The organism is Pseudarthrobacter sp. BIM B-2242 (assembly GCF_014764445.1).
GTDB lineage: Bacteria > Actinomycetota > Actinomycetes > Actinomycetales > Micrococcaceae > Arthrobacter > Arthrobacter luteus_A.
Genome location: NZ_CP061721.1, coordinates 567,519 through 583,891, shown reverse-complemented (window position 1 = coordinate 583,891; position 16,373 = coordinate 567,519). Strand labels below are relative to the sequence as shown.

At 66.5% G+C, this 16,373-nt stretch carries 15 protein-coding genes; 11 read left to right on the top strand and 4 right to left on the bottom strand.

Annotation, left to right across the window (positions count from 1 at the left end; translation table 11 throughout):
* Positions 1 to 17 precede the first annotated feature (17 nt).
* Both tgt and IDT60_RS02830 read left to right on the top strand, forming a co-directional pair.
* Positions 18 to 1,313, top strand: a complete 1,296-nt coding sequence (gene tgt, locus IDT60_RS02835) for a tRNA guanosine(34) transglycosylase Tgt (protein ID WP_191080794.1) — start codon at positions 18 to 20, stop codon at positions 1,311 to 1,313.
* Positions 1,314 to 1,399: 86 nt separating this feature from the next.
* Positions 1,400 to 2,149, top strand: coding sequence for a dienelactone hydrolase family protein (locus IDT60_RS02830; RefSeq protein ID WP_191080793.1), 750 nt, complete (start codon positions 1,400 to 1,402; stop codon positions 2,147 to 2,149).
* A 190-nt stretch (positions 2,150 to 2,339) separates the two neighbouring features.
* On the opposite strand, the gene IDT60_RS02825 is transcribed toward IDT60_RS02830, so the two are convergent.
* Positions 2,340 to 3,053 (bottom strand): queuosine precursor transporter, encoded by a 714-nt coding sequence (locus IDT60_RS02825; protein WP_191080792.1) that lies wholly within the window; start codon positions 3,051 to 3,053, stop codon positions 2,340 to 2,342.
* Positions 3,054 to 3,286: 233 nt separating this feature from the next.
* On the opposite strand from IDT60_RS02825, the gene IDT60_RS02820 reads away from it, so the two are divergent.
* From IDT60_RS02820 to IDT60_RS02795, 6 genes are all read left to right on the top strand, one after another.
* Positions 3,287 to 3,889, top strand: coding sequence for a TetR/AcrR family transcriptional regulator (locus tag IDT60_RS02820; RefSeq protein WP_191081802.1), 603 nt, complete (start codon positions 3,287 to 3,289; stop codon positions 3,887 to 3,889).
* A 17-nt stretch (positions 3,890 to 3,906) separates the two neighbouring features.
* Positions 3,907 to 4,818: a TIGR01777 family oxidoreductase gene (locus tag IDT60_RS02815; protein ID WP_191080791.1), complete on the top strand. Its 912-nt coding sequence runs from the start codon at positions 3,907 to 3,909 to the stop codon at positions 4,816 to 4,818.
* Positions 4,815 to 5,183, top strand: coding sequence for a hypothetical protein (locus IDT60_RS02810; protein WP_191080790.1), 369 nt, complete (start codon positions 4,815 to 4,817; stop codon positions 5,181 to 5,183). Before IDT60_RS02815 ends, IDT60_RS02810 begins: the two co-directional genes overlap by 4 nt.
* 191 nt (positions 5,184 to 5,374) lie before the next feature.
* Positions 5,375 to 6,313, top strand: coding sequence for a PfkB family carbohydrate kinase (locus IDT60_RS02805; protein WP_191081801.1), 939 nt, complete (start codon positions 5,375 to 5,377; stop codon positions 6,311 to 6,313).
* Positions 6,314 to 6,329: 16 nt separating this feature from the next.
* The gene (eda, locus tag IDT60_RS02800; RefSeq protein WP_191080789.1) at positions 6,330 to 6,959 is read left to right on the top strand and encodes a bifunctional 4-hydroxy-2-oxoglutarate aldolase/2-dehydro-3-deoxy-phosphogluconate aldolase; all 630 of its coding nucleotides are present in this window, start codon (positions 6,330 to 6,332) and stop codon (positions 6,957 to 6,959) included.
* Between the two features lie 41 nt (positions 6,960 to 7,000).
* On the top strand, positions 7,001 to 7,861 hold the full coding sequence (locus IDT60_RS02795) for a hydroxymethylpyrimidine/phosphomethylpyrimidine kinase (protein ID WP_191080788.1): 861 nt from the start codon (positions 7,001 to 7,003) through the stop codon (positions 7,859 to 7,861).
* A gap of 165 nt (positions 7,862 to 8,026) precedes the next feature.
* Here IDT60_RS02795 and IDT60_RS02790 read toward each other — a convergent pair whose 3' ends face one another.
* The 3 genes from IDT60_RS02790 to IDT60_RS02780 all read right to left on the bottom strand — a co-directional run bounded on the left by IDT60_RS02790 (position 8,027) and on the right by IDT60_RS02780 (position 12,882).
* Positions 8,027 to 9,325, bottom strand: a complete 1,299-nt coding sequence (locus IDT60_RS02790; protein ID WP_191080787.1) for a serpin family protein — start codon at positions 9,323 to 9,325, stop codon at positions 8,027 to 8,029.
* Between the two features lie 147 nt (positions 9,326 to 9,472).
* Positions 9,473 to 11,221 (bottom strand): pyruvate dehydrogenase, encoded by a 1,749-nt coding sequence (locus tag IDT60_RS02785; RefSeq protein ID WP_191080786.1) that lies wholly within the window; start codon positions 11,219 to 11,221, stop codon positions 9,473 to 9,475.
* Between the two features lie 275 nt (positions 11,222 to 11,496).
* Positions 11,497 to 12,882, bottom strand: a complete 1,386-nt coding sequence (locus tag IDT60_RS02780; protein ID WP_191080785.1) for an MFS transporter — start codon at positions 12,880 to 12,882, stop codon at positions 11,497 to 11,499.
* A gap of 258 nt (positions 12,883 to 13,140) precedes the next feature.
* Here IDT60_RS02780 and IDT60_RS02775 point away from each other — a divergent pair, with 258 nt between their 5' ends.
* From IDT60_RS02775 to IDT60_RS02765, 3 genes are read left to right on the top strand one after another with little or no spacing between them, the layout of a single operon-like run.
* On the top strand, positions 13,141 to 13,809 hold the full coding sequence (locus IDT60_RS02775) for a response regulator transcription factor (RefSeq protein WP_191080784.1): 669 nt from the start codon (positions 13,141 to 13,143) through the stop codon (positions 13,807 to 13,809).
* A complete protein-coding gene (locus tag IDT60_RS02770) occupies positions 13,806 to 15,284 on the top strand; it encodes a HAMP domain-containing sensor histidine kinase (protein WP_191080783.1) in 1,479 nt (492 codons plus the stop codon). The genes IDT60_RS02775 and IDT60_RS02770 overlap by 4 nt, the downstream gene beginning before the upstream one ends.
* Positions 15,281 to 16,294 carry a TAXI family TRAP transporter solute-binding subunit gene (locus tag IDT60_RS02765; RefSeq protein ID WP_191080782.1) on the top strand — a complete coding sequence of 338 codons (1,014 nt, stop codon included), beginning with the start codon at positions 15,281 to 15,283 and terminating at the stop codon, positions 16,292 to 16,294. Before IDT60_RS02770 ends, IDT60_RS02765 begins: the two co-directional genes overlap by 4 nt.
* Positions 16,295 to 16,373: the final 79 nt, after the last annotated feature.

Below are 16,373 nucleotides of genomic sequence, written 5' to 3'. Positions count from 1 at the left end.
GCTGGCACACTGGAACCGTGCCAGCCAACCCCGCCTCCGCCCTGTCCGCCGACCCTGCCACCCAGTCCCGGTTCTCCTTCACAGTTGGCACCCGGCTGGCCGAAAGCTGCGCGCCGTCGGCCGCGCAGGAGGCAGCCAACGGCGGCGGATTCCTGGGCCGCACGGGCACCATAACCACCCCTCACGGCGAGATCCAGACGCCGGCGTTCATCGCCGTCGGGACCAAGGCCACCGTGAAGTCGGTGCTGCCAGAGTCCATGGCGGAGCTCGGGGCGCAGGCGCTGCTGGCCAACGCCTACCACCTGTACCTCCAGCCCGGCGCGGACATCCTGGACGAGGCCGGCGGGCTGGGTGCCTTCATGAACTGGTCCGGGCCCACGTTCACGGATTCCGGCGGGTTCCAGGTGATGAGCCTGGGCTCGGGGTTCAAGAAGGTCATCGACATGAAGTCCGTGGACAGCTCGGGGCCTGACGACGCTGTGGCCCCGGGCAAGGAACGCCTGGCCCACATTGACAACGACGGTGTCTGGTTCAAATCGCACCTGAACGGCGACCGCCACCGCTTCTCTCCCGAGATCTCCATGCAGGTCCAGCACCAGATCGGCGCGGACATCATGTTCGCCTTCGACGAGCTGACCACACTGCAGAACTCCCGCGGCTACCAGGAAGAGTCTTTGGAGCGTACCCGGCTCTGGGCGCTGCGTTGCCTGGACGAGCATTTCCGGCTGACGGAGTCGCGTTCGGGGAAGCCGTACCAGGCCCTGTTCGGCGTGATCCAGGGCGCCCAGTACGAGGACCTCCGCCGGAAGGCCTGCCAGGACCTCGGGGCCATGAACTTCGACGGCTACGGCATCGGCGGTGCGCTGGAGAAGGAAAACCTCGGCACGATTGTGCGCTGGTGCAACGAGGAACTGCCGGAGGACAAGCCGCGGCACCTGCTGGGCATCTCCGAGCCGGACGACATCTTCACCGCCATCGAGAACGGCGCCGACACCTTCGACTGTGTCTCCCCCACCCGCGTGGCCCGCAACTCGGCGTTCTACACCCCCACCGGCCGCTACAACCTGTCCGGCGCCAAGTACAAACGCGACTTCGGCCCGCTCCAGGACGGCTGCGACTGCTACGCCTGCGCCAACTACTCGCGCGCCTACATCCACCACCTGTTCAAAGCCAAGGAGATGCTCTCCGCCACGCTAATCTCCATCCACAACGAGCGTTTTGTGGTGAAGATGGTGGACGACGCCCGGCTGGCCATCGAATCAGGGAACTTCTTCGAGTTCAAGGCCGAGACCCTGGCGCAGTACTACTCCTGAGCCCGTTCCCTCCCGGGACCCGGATCCCGGGTGGCGCCGCGCGCCCAAAGGCACGTCCCGCCGTCGCGCTCCGATATCCTGACCGAATGCTCATCGAGATCCCTGCCGCTGACGGCGTTGCCGAGGCCCTGGTCACCCGTCCGTCCACAGGCGCCGGGCCGTTCCCGGGCGTCATCCTCTACATGGATGCTTTTGGCCTGCGCCCGCGCATCGAGGAGATGGCGCAGCGCATCGCCGACTGGGGCTATGTGGTCCTGGCACCGAACGTCTTCTACCGGGAAGGGACGGCCGCGCAGCTCGCACCAAACGTGGACATGACCACCCCTGACGGCCGGGCTGCCGCCGGCAAGGCGGCGTTCGCGCGCGTGGGGCGCCTGACCACGGACAAGGCGCTGCCGGACATTGATGCGTGGGTTGCGGCACTGGGAACGCTCGACGGCGTCGCACCGGGTCCCATCGGCACGTTCGGCTACTGCATGGGCGCCCGGCTCGCGGTGCGGACCGCCACCGCCTACCCCGATGTGGTGGCAGCGTGCGGCGGATTCCACGGCGGCGGGCTCGCCAGCGATGCCCCGGACAGCCCCCACCTGGAGCTCGGCAAAGCCAGGGCGCGGTTCGTCTTCGGCCACGCGGACCATGACAAGAGCATGGATTCCGACGCCGTCGCACGCTTGGGCGAGGCGCTGGCTGCTGCAGGGCTTGAGGCGTCCAACGAGGTCTACCCCGGGGCGCCGCACGGCTACACGATGGCGGACACGTCCATGTTCCATGCCGAGGCCTCGGAGCGGCACTTCGCCGAGCTCCGCACCCTCCTCGACGGGACACTGAAGGCCTGACCGGCCAAACCCATCCATTGCTCCGTAACCGCCCTTTTGAAGGCTCAAAACGGCCGAGGGCCCACGCCGGCAGGGTTCCCTGGCCGAGCTTGCGAGGTTAGGGTGCCGGTGGGGATCAAAGGATGGGGCTACAAAGTCCGACGCCGGGCGGCGGCTACGCGGCGTTCGTCACCGGTGCCATCGCGGCGACTTACGCCCCGTAGCTCGGTTCGCGCTTCTTGATCCAGCCGATCACCAGGGACGTCACCGGGACGAACAGGAACTCCACCAGGGTTTTGTAGACGAAACCCACCACGACGTAGTTCACGAACGTGCCGAAATCGGTGATGCCGATGACGGAGGCCGCGATGCTGCAGAAGATCAGGGTGTCCACGAACTCGCCGGCGCCGGAGGAGCCCATGAGGCGCGCCCAGAGAGACTTCTCCCCGGAGCGGGCCTTCATCTTCACCAGGATCCAGGAGTTGATGGTCTGGCCGGCCAGGAACGCCAGCAGCGAGGCCAGCACAATCTGCGGGACCGGGCCCAGCGCACCTTCGAGGGCGGCCTGCTTGGAGGTGCCAAATTCGTCGTCAAAGCCCGGCAGCGCGATGATCACCCAGTAGCAGATCGAGGCGAAGACGGATAGGGCGAAGGTGGTGAAAATGGCCTTGCGCGCCACTTTGAAGCCGTATACCTCGCTGATTACATCGCCCAGGATGTAGGCCAGCGGGAAGAGGAAGAAGCCGCCGTCGGTAATGATCGGGCCGATGGCCACGCCCTTGGACGCGCCGATGTTGGACAGGATCAGCACCACGGCCATCCCGGCGAGCATGATGCCGAAGTAGGGCGAGCCGATGGAGGCGAATTTTGCTGTGCCTGCGGGGTTTGCCATGGGCAGGGCGTCGCGGCCTGAGGGGGAAGGCATGGAGGTGTCCGTTCATAGTGGTTCGCTCGGCGCCTGCCCCCTCAACGGGGGCTGGGCGGTGCGCCGGCTGTATTAGCACTGTCACGCCATTGTCCCACCACTCCGGGGCGCGAAAGTTTTGAACACGTTCAGTTCCGTGTCATACTCATTTCTGAACACGTTCAAAAAAGGAAACAGTGGCAACCACCAAGAGCGAGCACACGCGGCAACACCTGGCGGACATCGCGCTGCGCATGTTCCGCGAGATCGGCTTCGAGAAGACCACCATGCGGGCCATCGCTGCCGAGGCCGGGGTTTCAGTAGGCAACGCCTATTACTACTTTGCGTCCAAGGATGACCTGGTCCAGGAACTCTACGTCCAGGTCCAGGCCGAGCATGCCGCAAAGGCGGACGAAGCGCTCGACGGCCTGAAGGACCTGGCCAGCCGCCTGAAAGCCACCCTCCACACGGGCCTCGACGTCATGGCGCCCTACCACCGGTTCGGCGCCGACTTCGTGGCCACGGCCATCCGGCCGACGTCGCCAGTCAACCCCTTCGCAGGAGAATCGACGGCGGCCCGCGAAGCCTCGCTGGGCATCTTCCGGACCGCGGTTGACGGCGCCAGCCCTCTCCCACCCAAGAAGTTGCGCGCCGATCTGCCCGAGCTCCTGTGGCTGGGCTACATGGGGATCGCCCTGTTTTGGGTGTACGACACCTCGGAAGGCCAGCGCCGCACCCGGAAACTCGTGGACGGGGCCGTCCCGCTGATCGCCCGGGGACTGTCGCTGGCCAGGATTCCGGGGGTCAATAAGGTCATGGACGACGTCCTTAGCCTGAGCCGCAGCATCCGCACCTGAACATCATGGGAAAAGAAATGAACAAGGCAAAAACCGTAGTGGTCGCCGGAGCCTCGGGCTTCATCGGCACTTATCTCCGGGCGCGCTTCGAGCAGGCGGGGTGGTCAGTGCGCACTATCGGCCGCCGGACAGCCAAGGGTTCGGCTGAGTCCGCACGCTGGGACGACGACGCCGCCATCACCCGGGTGCTGGACGGTGCCGACCTGCTGGTCAACCTCGCCGGACGATCGGTCAACTGCCGCTATAACGCGCGGAACAGAGCCGCCATCCTCGATTCCCGCGTCGCCACCACCACCGCGCTCGGCCGCGCCCTGGAAGGGTGCCGGGTGCCGCCGTCGACCTGGCTCAACGCGAGCACGGGCACCATCTACCGGAATGCGGACGACCGTCCCCAAACGGAGTCCGACGGCGACCTCGGCAGCGGTTTTTCCGTGGACGTCGCGCGCGCCTGGGAAGCCGCCCTGGAGGCCGCAGACACTCCCCGGACCAGGAAGGTTGCGTTGCGGATCGCCATCGTCCTCGGGCCGGGCGGCGGCGCGCTGCGCCCCTTCGCCACCCTGGCTCGGCTCGGCCTGGGCGGGCCTATGGGCCGCGGCGGCCAGAAGTTCAGCTGGATCCATCTGGAGGACCTCTACCGCACCGTCCGCTTCCTGCACGCCCGGACCGACATCTCCGGTCCGGTGAATGTGGCTTCCCCGGACGTGGTGGACAACCGCGAACTGATGCACTTCGTCCGGCGGGCGTACGGCGCCAGGCTTGGCCTTCCCACCCCGGCCTGGCTGCTCAGGCTGGGCGCCGTCCTGATCCGCACGGACACCGAGCTGGTGCTGAAGAGCCGGTGGGTGCAGCCGCAGAAGCTGATCGATGCCGGGTTCATCTTCCGTCAGCCGGAGCTGGGGCGCGCGCTTCTTAGCATCGCCAAGCGGTGAGCCGGGCCCACCGCGTGACGTTCGGCCCCGGCGCGTTCCTTCTTAGTGCCGGCATCACCGTGGTGCTTTTTGGCGTGCCCCTCGGTGCGACGGGCTACGTTTTCGGAATTGCTGCGGCGCTCCTGCTCGGGATGCCGCTGGCCCTGGCCGTCGGCATCATGATGCGGCCTGTCCGCGACCAGGTGCTGCACATTGCAGCCATCGCCGGGGTGGGGCTAGCCACGGGCCTGCTCACGCTTCTTTTCATGGCAGGTGGCGGGTGGCTCACCATGTGGGGACTGATCCCCTGGACTGGAGTCTGCGCCGCAATCGGACGGTTGGCGGTGGTTCGCCTCGTCACAACGCATGATGACGTGGCCCCGTAGGCACACCCTTCCGAGGTGGAAACCAGGCACGGCGCCGGCACCCCGAATAGGCGTAAAGTTCAACGGGGAAGCCGCCGCCCGCTTCCCCCTTGACCCCAATACCTGCCGATCAACCGGCGGCTCGACGGATCGGCACATGACTGGTGAACAATTCAACCCGACTGACCGCCGCGCCCTTCGACGTCGTCGTGATGGGCGAGATCCTCGTTGAGGTAGCCACCGACGTCGCGTTCGCCCACGGTGTCCCGGCTCAGCTCGGCATTTCCGGTGACGCCCTGAACGTCGCAGCGGCCGCGGCAGCAGCCGGTGCCCGCGTTGGCCTGCTATCGGTGCTGACCGACGACGACCTGGGCAAGGCCATCGCCGCCCGGATTGTTGAACTAGGCATCTCCCCCGGGCTCCTGACATTCCGTGCCGGACAGCAGGGCGTCTACCTGGTTCACTGCGACCCCGACGGGCAGCGCGAATTCTCCTACGCCCGCAGCGGCAGCGTCGGCTCCAGCCTGGGCCCCGACGACGTCGACCCGGCAGTCTTCGCGGCCGCCGGGTCAGTAGTGGCAGGCGGCATCGCCTGCGCCATTTCGGCATCCACCCGCGCAGCGGTGGTGAAGGCCGCCGCGCTTGCCCGGCGTTTCGTCTTCGACCCCAACTTCCGCCCGCGGCTCACGTCCGTGGAGGACGCGACGGAGGCACTCCTGCAACTCGCGCCGCGCACCTTCCTGGTGACGCCGTCGTTTCCCGGCGAAACGTCCGCGCTCCTGGGCTGCTCCACGGCGGCCGAGGCGGCGGCGAAGCTCCGGAGCCTCGGCGCTGCCAACGTCGCCGTGACCTGCGGAGCGGAGGGCATCCAGCTCGAGGGCGAGGGACGGGACAGCGCGTGGATGGACTCCGTCCCGGCCCCGTCCGTGGTGGACCAGACGGGGGCCGGCGATGCGTTCGTGGGCACCCTGACTGCCCGGCTGGTCCTCGGCGACAGCCTTCCCGTGGCCGCCCGATTGGGTGCAGCGGCGGCTTCGCTGGTGGTTGGCGGCAAGGGCGGCACCGGCTTCATCCCCAGCTTGGAGCAGACCCGGGCCCATGCAGCAACGGCTGGTACCGCATCATCGACACCGACAGGCTGGACGGCCTAAGAAAAGAGAACACCCCATGGCTGACGCAACCAGCGTCCTGCACGTTTCCCCCGTAATTCCCGTCGTCACCATAGCCGACCCACAGCATGCCGTTCCCGTGGCCAGGGCGCTGGCCGACGGCGGCGTGCGGATCATCGAACTCACGCTCCGGACCGACAGCGCCCTCGAATCGCTGAAACGCATCGCGAACGAAGTCCCGGACATCCTGGTGGGCGCCGGCACTATCCTCACACCCGCCCAGGCAGACGCCGCGGTGGGAGTCGGCGCGCAGTTCCTGGTGAGCCCCGGCGTCACGCCGGCATTGCTGGACCACATGCTGACCCTCGACGTTCCCGTCCTCCCCGGGGTTGCCACCGTGGGCGAGGTCATGGCGCTCCTTGAACGGGGCATCACGGCCATGAAGTTCTTCCCGGCAGGACCCGCCGGTGGCCCGGACTATCTCGCCGCCATCGGAGCACCCATCCCGCAGGTGCAGTTCTGCCCGACCGGCGGGATCAGCCTGGACTCCGCACCCGCGTATCTGAAGCTCCCGAATGTCTCCTGCGTGGGTGGCAGCTGGCTCACCCCGCGCGCAGTTGTGGAAAGCAATGATTGGGACCAGATCACCAGGCTCGCGCGCGAAGCGGCTGGACTCAGCCGGGACTAGTCCGAGCGCGGAGACCGGCCGCGGAATGGCAGGATAGATCCATGACTTTTGCTACAACCGCTGCCCAGTCCCCCGCCGTTGTCCTGACGATTGCGGGCTCCGAGTCCACCGGCGGCGCCGGCGCCCAGGCTGATTTGAGGACCTTCCAGGAACTCGGTGTGTTCGGCATCGCCAACCTCACGTGCATCGTGTCCTTCGACCCGAACGACAGCTGGAACCACCGGTTCACGCCGGTGGACCAGCAGGTGATCGCCCACCAGCTGGAAGCCACAACGGCGGCGTACGGTCCGGCGTCGGACGCGGTTACGCACCCCGGCAGGCCCGTGCTGGACACCGTAAAGATCGGCATGCTGGGGAGCCCGGCGACTATCGGCACGGTGGCAGCAGCACTGGGTGCGGGCAATTACCGGAACGTGGTGCTGGATCCCGTACTGATCTGCAAGGGCCAGGAGCCAGGCCACGCGCTGGACACCGACCAGGCCCTGAAGGTTCAGATCCTGCCCCTGGCTACGTTCGTCACGCCGAACCACTTCGAAGCCGAATCGCTGTCCGGCCTGGCGATCACCGACGTCGAGTCCCTCAAGGCCGCGGCCATCCGCATCCATGAGCTCAGCGGCGCGGCGGTGCTTGCCAAGGGCGGCGTGCGGCTGGCAGGCCCGGACGCCGTCGACGTTTACTACGACGGCGACACCCTCGAAGTCCTCAGTTCTCCCAAGGTGGGCGAGGTGGCCGTTTCGGGCGCCGGCTGCTCCCTGGCCGCCGCGGTGACCGCGGAACTCGCCAAGGGCGCCACCCCTCTGGCGGCTGCGCGGACGGCCAAGGAATTCGTCACGGCGGGCATCCGCAACCGGGTAGCCTCGGGCGCCCCGTTCGACGCTCTCTGGCAGGGCGGCGCGCGCTAACCCGCTGCCCCACCCCCAACCCCCAACCCCCGGGACGCTCTCTCACTTAATGCGGGTTTTCCGGCAACCCTCTCTCACTTTCTTCAAGAAAGTGAGAGAGCGTTGTCGATTTTCCTGCATTAAGTGAGAGAGCGTCTGAAGTAACGGACGACGGCGGCCGCGCCGCTAACGCGGGTCGGCCACCGTTCCCATGAACAGCGGCAGTCCGGTTTCAGCGTGCACGATCTGGTAGTGGAACGGCCGGTCGAAATCGATGGTCCGTTCGGGCTGCGGCGGGGCGCTGGTGGCCTCTCCGTTGATCTGCGTTACGGCGGCGGCGATGGTGCCCTTTTCGGCCACCGTGATGTTGGCGGCCTGGGCAGCCTGGGTGATCATCATCTGCGGCTGAATGTTGTTGAAGTCCTCCGTGGTGGCGAGCATCTTCTTCAGGCCCAGTGACTCGAAGACTTTGCGCAGGTCAAAGCTGCTCTTGTGGTCCCAGCGGGGTAGCTTGATCCGCACAGACACGGGCCCGGCGGCATCAAAGATGTCGGCAATTTCCGTCAGTTTGTCCGCACCGAATGCCGCAGAAGCAGGGCCGGCTGCAGGATCGGTCATGTCATCGGGCAGAACCAAACGCATGACAAAGCCGTCGGCGTAGGGAAGGTCCACACCCTTCCAGCCGGCCCCTTCCGCATACTTCATCGTGAGTTCGTTATGCATCGCCGGTGCCTCGATTTCCTCGCCCGCGGCTGTGCTGAAGGGCAGGTCTGAGGTGTCGTTAGGGTCGAACGGTGCACTCCAGGCCGCGGCGAAGTACAGGGAATTGAGCAGGCTGAACGTGTTGTCCGGATCGTATTTTGCGGGCGCTTCCTTGACCCGGCCGCCGGTGTTCCGGTTCACCCAGGCGTCAATGGCAGGCTTCGTTGTTCCCTCATCGCTGAAATCCACGGGATACACTCCGGCTCCATAGTGCCGGGCCAGTGTGGCGAGGAAGAACTCCCCAGTGGGCACATCCTTGTCCACAAACAGCCCGTTGGCGGCATGCATAACCGGTTTGCGCGGCGGATTCTCTTCGTCCACAGCGCCGGGGTCGCCGTCGAAGGTTTCGAGCGAGCGGAGAACAGAGTTCATGGCCTCATCGCCTTTTTCCGCGGGAAACCTCAGAACACTGTCCATCTCCGCCGCTGTCCCGCCGGATGCACCCGCCCGAAGCATGGCGAGGGCAATCAGGAGGCTCCCGGGCGAGGACACCACGTTCCCGCCGGAACCGTCGCCGCCGTCGGTCAGCAGGGCCTCACCGAGGATGAGGGCGGAAGCCCGGAAGGAACGCAGCTCGGCGGCATACGCCGTGCGGTCCACCGAAACCCGTTCGACGCCGTCGGCCGTGAGGAGTTCCGGCGGCGCCGGGGCAGGGGCAGGCGCCGCGCACCCAGCCACAGCCAACACCGCACCGAGCGCCACCATCCGCTGTAAACGAAACATGTCAGTTGCCTCCTGCGGCGCACGAAGGGCGGGAATCCGCCTCCTCCCAGTCAAACAGCGACGGCGGCCCGAGACGATGCCGGCAGGGTCACGCTTTGCACTCGTTTTGATCTCGCGCGGGGAGTGATACGCCCGGTCGGCCTTTCGCTAGCGCCGCGGAATGTTCCGCAGGTTGCTCCGGGCCATGCTGACCGCCTCACCGGCACCGCGGTTCAGCACCACCTTGGACATGGCGGTTGCGAATCCCAGCACCTGCGTGCCGGAGATCTTGGGCGGAAGCGACAGGGCCTGCGGATCCGTGATCAGTTCCACCAGCGACGGGCCGGGGTGGGCGAAGGCTGCGCGGTACGCCCCCTCGATCCGCGCCGGATCCGTGACCCGCACGGCATGGAAACCCAGCGCCCGCGCGACGGCGGCATAATCGGCGTCGGGCACGTCCACGCCGAAATCGGGCAGCCCGTCCACCAGCATTTCGAGCTTGACCATGCCCAGCGTGGAATTGTTGAAGACCACCACGTTGACAGGCAGTTTGTGGGCGGCCACGGTGATGAGTTCGCCCAGCAGCATCGACAGCCCGCCGTCGCCGGAGACGGAGACCACCTGGCGTTCCGGATAGGCCAGCTGCGCGCCGATGGCGTGCGGGAGGGCGTTGGCCATTGAACCGTGCAGGTAGGAGCCGATCAGCCGGCGCGTGCCCAGGGGGTTGATGTACCGGGCCGTCCAGACGTTGCACATGCCGGTGTCCGCCGTGAAGATGGCGTCCTCGGCCGCCACCTGGTCCAGCAGGGACGCCGCGTATTCGGGGTGGATCGGCTGTTTCTTCTCCACCTTGCGGGTATAGGCGCGGACAGATTTGTTCATCAGCCGGTCGTGCTTCTTGAGCATCTGGTCCAGGAACCGGCGGCTCTTCTTGGGCTTCAGCAGCGGCATCAGCGCGGCAAGGGTGGGCAGCACGTCGCCGTGGACTGCAATGTCGACGTCGGTCCGCCTGCCCAGCCGGTGGGCGGCACGATCCACCTGCGCGGTACGGGTTTCCGGCAGGAACTGATCGTAGGGGAAGTCGGTGCCCAGCAGGATCAGCAGGTCAGCATCCTCGATCCCCTCGGCGGCGGCGCCGTAGCCCAGCAGGCCCGTCATCCCGATGTCGTACGGGTTGTTGTACTGGACGAAGTCCTTGCCGCGGAGTGAATGGCCAATGGGCGCGTTGATCAGTTCGGCAAGTGAGATCAGTTCGTCATGGGCACCTTCCACGCCGGCCCCGGCGAAGATGGCCACCTTCCCGGCGCCGTTGATTGCATCCGCCAATTCCCGGACGCTGGCGGGATCAGGGGTGAGCGTGGCGCGCCGGAACGTGGCGGGCAGCGGCGTTTCGGCCGTCGCTTCCAGCCCTGCAATATCACCGGGGAGCGTGACGACGGCGACTCCCCCGAGCCCGAGGGCATGCTGGATGGCGCTATGCATCACGCGCGGTGCCTGCTCGGCCGTGCTGACCAGTTCCGAGTAGACCGAGCATTCGTTGAACAGCCGGTCCGGGTGGGTTTCCTGGAAGAAGCTGCTACCGATCTGCTTGCTGGGGATGTGGGAGGCGATGGCCAGCACGGGGGCCCCGGACCGGTTCGCGTCGTACAACCCGTTGATCAGGTGGAGGTTGCCCGGGCCGCAGGAGCCTGCGCAGACCGCCAGCTTTCCGGTCAGCTGGGCTTCCGCGGCCGCGGCGAAGGCGGCGGCCTCTTCATGCCGGACATGGACCCAGTCAATTCCGCCCGCCTTGGCGCCGCCGGTTTGCCGGACAGCATCGACGATCGGGTTCAGGCTGTCGCCTACAATCCCGTAGATCCGCTGGACGCCGGCAGCCTGAAGCTGTTCGATGAGCTGGGTGGCGAGTTCCTTGGCCATGAGTGCACACTCCCGCGATCAGGTTGATGGGCTGACTGGTTGATGAGCCGACAGGGCCAATATAGCCCCGCCGCCTGAACGCCCGTCAGGACCCCACCCGGACGCTCTCTCACTTAACGCAGGAAAATCCGGAACGCTCTCTCACTTTCCTCAAGAAAGTGAGAGAGCGTTCCGGGAAAACCCGCATTAACTGAGAGAGCGTTGCTGGGTGGTGGGCGGACGACGGCGGGTGGGCGCCCGCCGTCGTACGTCACCGGAGGCGCCCCCGCGGATCCTTAAGCGTTGATGAGATCCTTGTCGTCATCCTTGGCGGGGCGATTCCAGGCGTCGCCCTGCTCGCGGTCCAGGTGGGTGGCCTTCTTGTTCTTCAGCGCGAAGATGTAGACCAGAAGCGAGATGCCGATGCCCACCGTGATGTAGGTGAACAGCACCTCAACCTGCCCGGCCTTCTGGAGGGCGGCACCCACCAGCGGCGTGGTGCCGCCGAAGAGCGAGTTGGCGATGGCGTAACCCAGGCCGACGCCGAGGGCGCGGATGGAGGCAGGGAACAGCTCGGCCTTCACCAGGGCGTTGATGGACGTGTAGCCGCCGACGATCAGCAGGCCACCCATCATCAGCAGGAATGCCATGAAGGGGTCCTTCGTGCCGGCCAGCGTGGAGAGCAGCGGCCAGGTGAAGAGGACGCCCGTGATGCCGAACCACAGGAGCAGCGGCTTGCGGCCCACCTTGTCCGAAATAATGCCGTAGACAGGCTGCAGCAGCATAAAGATGAACAGTGCCCAGAAGCTGATGACCGAGGTCTGCTCCTTGGGGATTCCGCTGGTGTTCTGCATGAAGGACAGCGTGAAGTTGGTGTACGTGTAGAACGCCATGGTGCCGCCCAGGGTGACGCCGATGCAGATCAGCAGCGCCTTCCAGTGCTTGGTGAAGAGGAGCTTCAGGGTGCCCGGCTGGGCCTCGCCGTCCACGCGGACGTGGGCGGCCGCGGTCTGCTCTGCGGAGATGGTCTCCTCCATGGAGCGCCGGAGCCACAGGACCACCAGGGCTGCGACGCCGCCGATGGCGAACGGAATACGCCAGCCCCATTCACCCAGTGCTTCCTTGCCGAGTGTGCTTTCCAGGATCACCAGGGTAAGCAGCGCCAGCATCTGTCCGCCGATCAGCGTGACGTACTGGAAGCTCGAGAAGAAGCCGCGGCGCTTTGCCGTGGCCGCTTCGGACATGTAGGTGGCACTGGTGCCGTATTCGCCGCCTACCGAGAATCCCTGGATCAGACGGATCAGCACCAGCAGGATCAGCGCCCAGGTCCCGATGACGTCTTTGGTGGGAAGCACGGCAATGGCAAACGAGCCTGCGGACATCATGGTCACGCTGAGGGTCAGTGCCGCCTTGCGGCCGTTCCTGTCCGCGTAGCGGCCGAAGAACCAGCTGCCGATCGGGCGCATCAGGAAGGTCACGGCGAAAACGGCCATGGCCTCCAGATTGCTCTGCAGGGGGTCTGCGGAGCTGAAGAAGTGGGACGCGAAGTACGCCGAAAACGCCGTGTAGATGTAGACGTCAAACCACTCCACGAGGTTGCCCGCGGAACCCTTGAGGATGTTGCCCACGGCCTTGCGCGTCTGGGCTGCCTCGCTCTGCACTTCGGTCTGCTGGGTGCTCATCGCTGAACCTTCCTAAGCTGCGGCGCCGCGGCTTCCTGGCTTAATTTCCTGCTGTCCATGGCAACATTGCCCATGGTTCCTCCTCGACATTGACGGTCCCCCGCACACGCCGAGGGCCTCATCCACGGTATGGGTGATGCACGGCACAACCTACGCGGCAGGCCATTTCCTAACACTTCCTTAGGTTTCGCCGGGGCCTGGGGGTAATCTCCAAAGCGGGCAGATCTTGGTGCCCGCTTGAGGAAAAGAGACCGGACCATGGAATTGCTGATCGTCGAGGACGACGACGCCATGGCTTCCGCGCTCGCCGCCGCGGTGGTGACCGCGGGCCACAATCCCACCAGGGTTGCCCGCGGGGCCGATGCCCTCCTGGTCCACCGGAAGTTCGGTGTGATCCTGCTGGACCTGGGGCTCCCGGACATGGATGGGCTCGACGTCCTGAGGAAGCTGCGCCAGGTCACCCCGGTGCCCATCCTTATCCTGACAGCGCGCGACGACGAACGCAGCGTGGTGCTCGGGCTGCGGTCCGGAGCGGACGACTATCTCGTCAAGCCCGTAAAGCTGGTCGAGCTGCTTGCCCGCATCGAAGCGGTCACCCGCCGCGCGGGCCGCCACTTCGACACGCCGCAGCGGAACATCGTCCTGGGAGACCTCGAGATCGATCTCGAACGACGCGTGGCAACCCGTGGCGCCGGGGCGTTGCCGCTGACCGCCACGGAGTTCGACCTGCTCGCCCTGCTGGCCGGCCATGCCGGTTCGGTGGTGACCAGGGAACAGATCCTCGACGCCCTGTGGGGAGACGCTTTCGTGGCCTCCTCCCGCGCCCTCGACGTGCATCTCACAGGGCTGCGTTCCAAGCTCCAGCTGCCGGGATTCATCATCAATGTCCGCGGCGTGGGCTACCGGATCGAGGCGGACCCGGAGTGAAGCTGCGCGTCCTGGGCATCCTGAGTGTGCTGTCCGTCCTGCTGGTGATCTTTGGCTCCACGGCCATCCTGGCGTCCGTCAGCCGGGAGCTGACCCAGGAACTCCAGATCAAACGGGTCACCGCGCTGAACCGGTTTGCCCAGGTGGCCTTCGACGCCGCAACGGCCGGCGAGTCCGCGGGGCTGCAGACGGAGATGGACAGATACTCCGACCTCTATGGCGAAGGAGTCCTGATCCGGCTCCAGGACGGGACGCTGCGGTCCGGCGGCCTGGGTGAAGATCGGGCAGAGGTCCGGGACGCCGTGGCCAGGGCGAACCTGAACCTCAGCGACACCACCATTACCCCTCTTCAGCCGTTCGGGGCGGACTCCGAGGTGCTGTCCCGTTCTTTCGGCAGCGCCAGCCAGGTGCTGGGCGAGGTGGTCCTGGAGGTGGACCTGAACGCAGCCCGGCAGAAACTGCGGGAACGCTGGCTTTTCGTCGGGTTGGCAGCCACCGCGCTCGCGGCCATGCTTCTCGTGGCCGCTGCCCGGGTGACCCGCTGGGTTCTGCGCCCGGTCCATCGCCTGAACTCGGCTGTGACGGAACTTGAGGCAACCGGACGGACCGGTCAGCTTCCAGAAGACGGACCTCCGGAGCTGCGGGAACTGAGCCGTTCCTTCACCGCCATGGCCCGGACCGTCAGCAACAGCCTGGAATCGCAGCGGCAGCTGATCGCGGACACGTCGCACGAGCTCCGAAATCCGGTGGGTGCCCTGCGGCTCAGGATCGATCTGCTCCAGCTGGAACTGCAGACCACCCGCCAGAAGGATGCGGCGGCGGGAGTCCTGGCAGAGCTCGAGCATGTGGAAGACATCCTGGAGGGGGTCCTGAAACTCGCAGCAGCCGAGCACAGGGCGAGTGAAGACTCTGCCCGGAGCCCGGCGGACGCTTCCCGCGCATCTGTGGGCGGAGTCCAGGCACCCGTCGATCCCTGCCCGATTCTCCAGGAAGAGGCAGAAAGGGCCGAGCCCGCAGCACGGCGCAACGGAGCGACAATCCTGCTGCAGAGCCCGCCGGAACCGGCCGCGCACATCGCCTGCAACCCCGCCGAACTGGCCCAGATGGTAGCTGAACTGATCAACAACGCCATAAAATACGCCCGACCTGCTGCAGGACCAGGGGCCCACATCTCGGTCGGTGCCCGCTTACGTCCGGGCGCGGTATGGATCGAGGTGTCCGACGACGGCCCCGGGCTTTCCGCCGACGAACGGGCAGCAGCCACGAGGCGGTTCTGGCGCTCACCGCGCAACCATGGCATCCGCGGCAACGGCCTGGGCATGACCATTGTGGACAAATTGGCGGCGGCCAATGGCGGCCGCCTGGTCCTGGCTGACGCCTCGCCACACGGTTTGGTTGCGCGCCTCGAGTTTCCGCTGGCGCCGTCGCGGAACGCCGGGACGGGGCGGGACGCCGGGGCGGGAGGATCCGAATGAATGACCGCTTCGGATCCACCGCGTTCCCGCGACGAACCGCCCTGAAAGCCGGCGTTGCCGCCGGGCTGACCGGACTCCTGCTGCCGGCTCTAAGCGGCTGCACACCCGAGGGCCGTCCGGACACCGTGACCGTGGCCGGCGGCGAACCGGGGGGCTTTTATCTGGAGTTCGCCGGACTACTGGCGGAGTCCCTGCAACGCCACGGTGCAGCAGGACAAGCCACCGCCCTGACCACCGGTGGCAGCCTGGAGAACCTCGACCTTCTGCTTTCAGGCAGGGCAACGTTAGCCGTCGCACTCTCTGACTCGGCAGCCCGGCGTGCAGCGGCAGGTGAGGCAGCCGCCGTCGGAATTTCCGCCGTCGGGAAGGTGTACGAGAACTATGTCCACTGCGTCGTCCGGCGCGACAGCAGTATCCGGGACGTGGCGGGGCTGGCTGGACGGACGGTAGCCGTTGGCGAACCCGGGTCCGGAACGTCGCTGACCACTCCGCGCCTGCTTGACGCTGCCGGGCTGAGTTCCACCGCTCTGGGCGCTGGCCCCGCACACGCCGGGACCGTCAGTGTCCTGAATCTTGGCCTCAACGACGGGCTCGCCGCCCTGCGGAACGGGTCCGTTGACGCCCTGTTCTGGTCCGGCGGCGTGCCTACCGCGGCCATCGCGGCGGCCCACGCCGACGCCGGGCTGGGGCTCCTGGACCTCTCCCCGCTGCTACCGGCGCTGCGTGCCAAACATGGCCTGTTCTATGACCGCGTCCTGATCCCGGAGGGCGCCTACCCGGGCATTCCGGCAGTCTGGACGGTGGGCGTGGCGAACCTCCTCCTGTGCCGAAGCGACGCGGACGCCCAAACTGTGAAAAAGACCGTCGAGATTCTGGTGGACCATGCCGAGGAGCTGGTCCCGCGCTCCAGCCTGGGTGTGCAGTTCCTCAGTCCCGACTCATTGATCAACACCCCGGGCCTGCCGCTCCACCCCGCCGCGGCCGCCGCGTACCGGGAGCTCCACGGCTAAGCCGGACGCTCTCTCACTTAATGTGGAAAAACCAAGGACGCTCTCTCACTTTCTTGAAGAAAGTGAGAGAGCGTCCCGG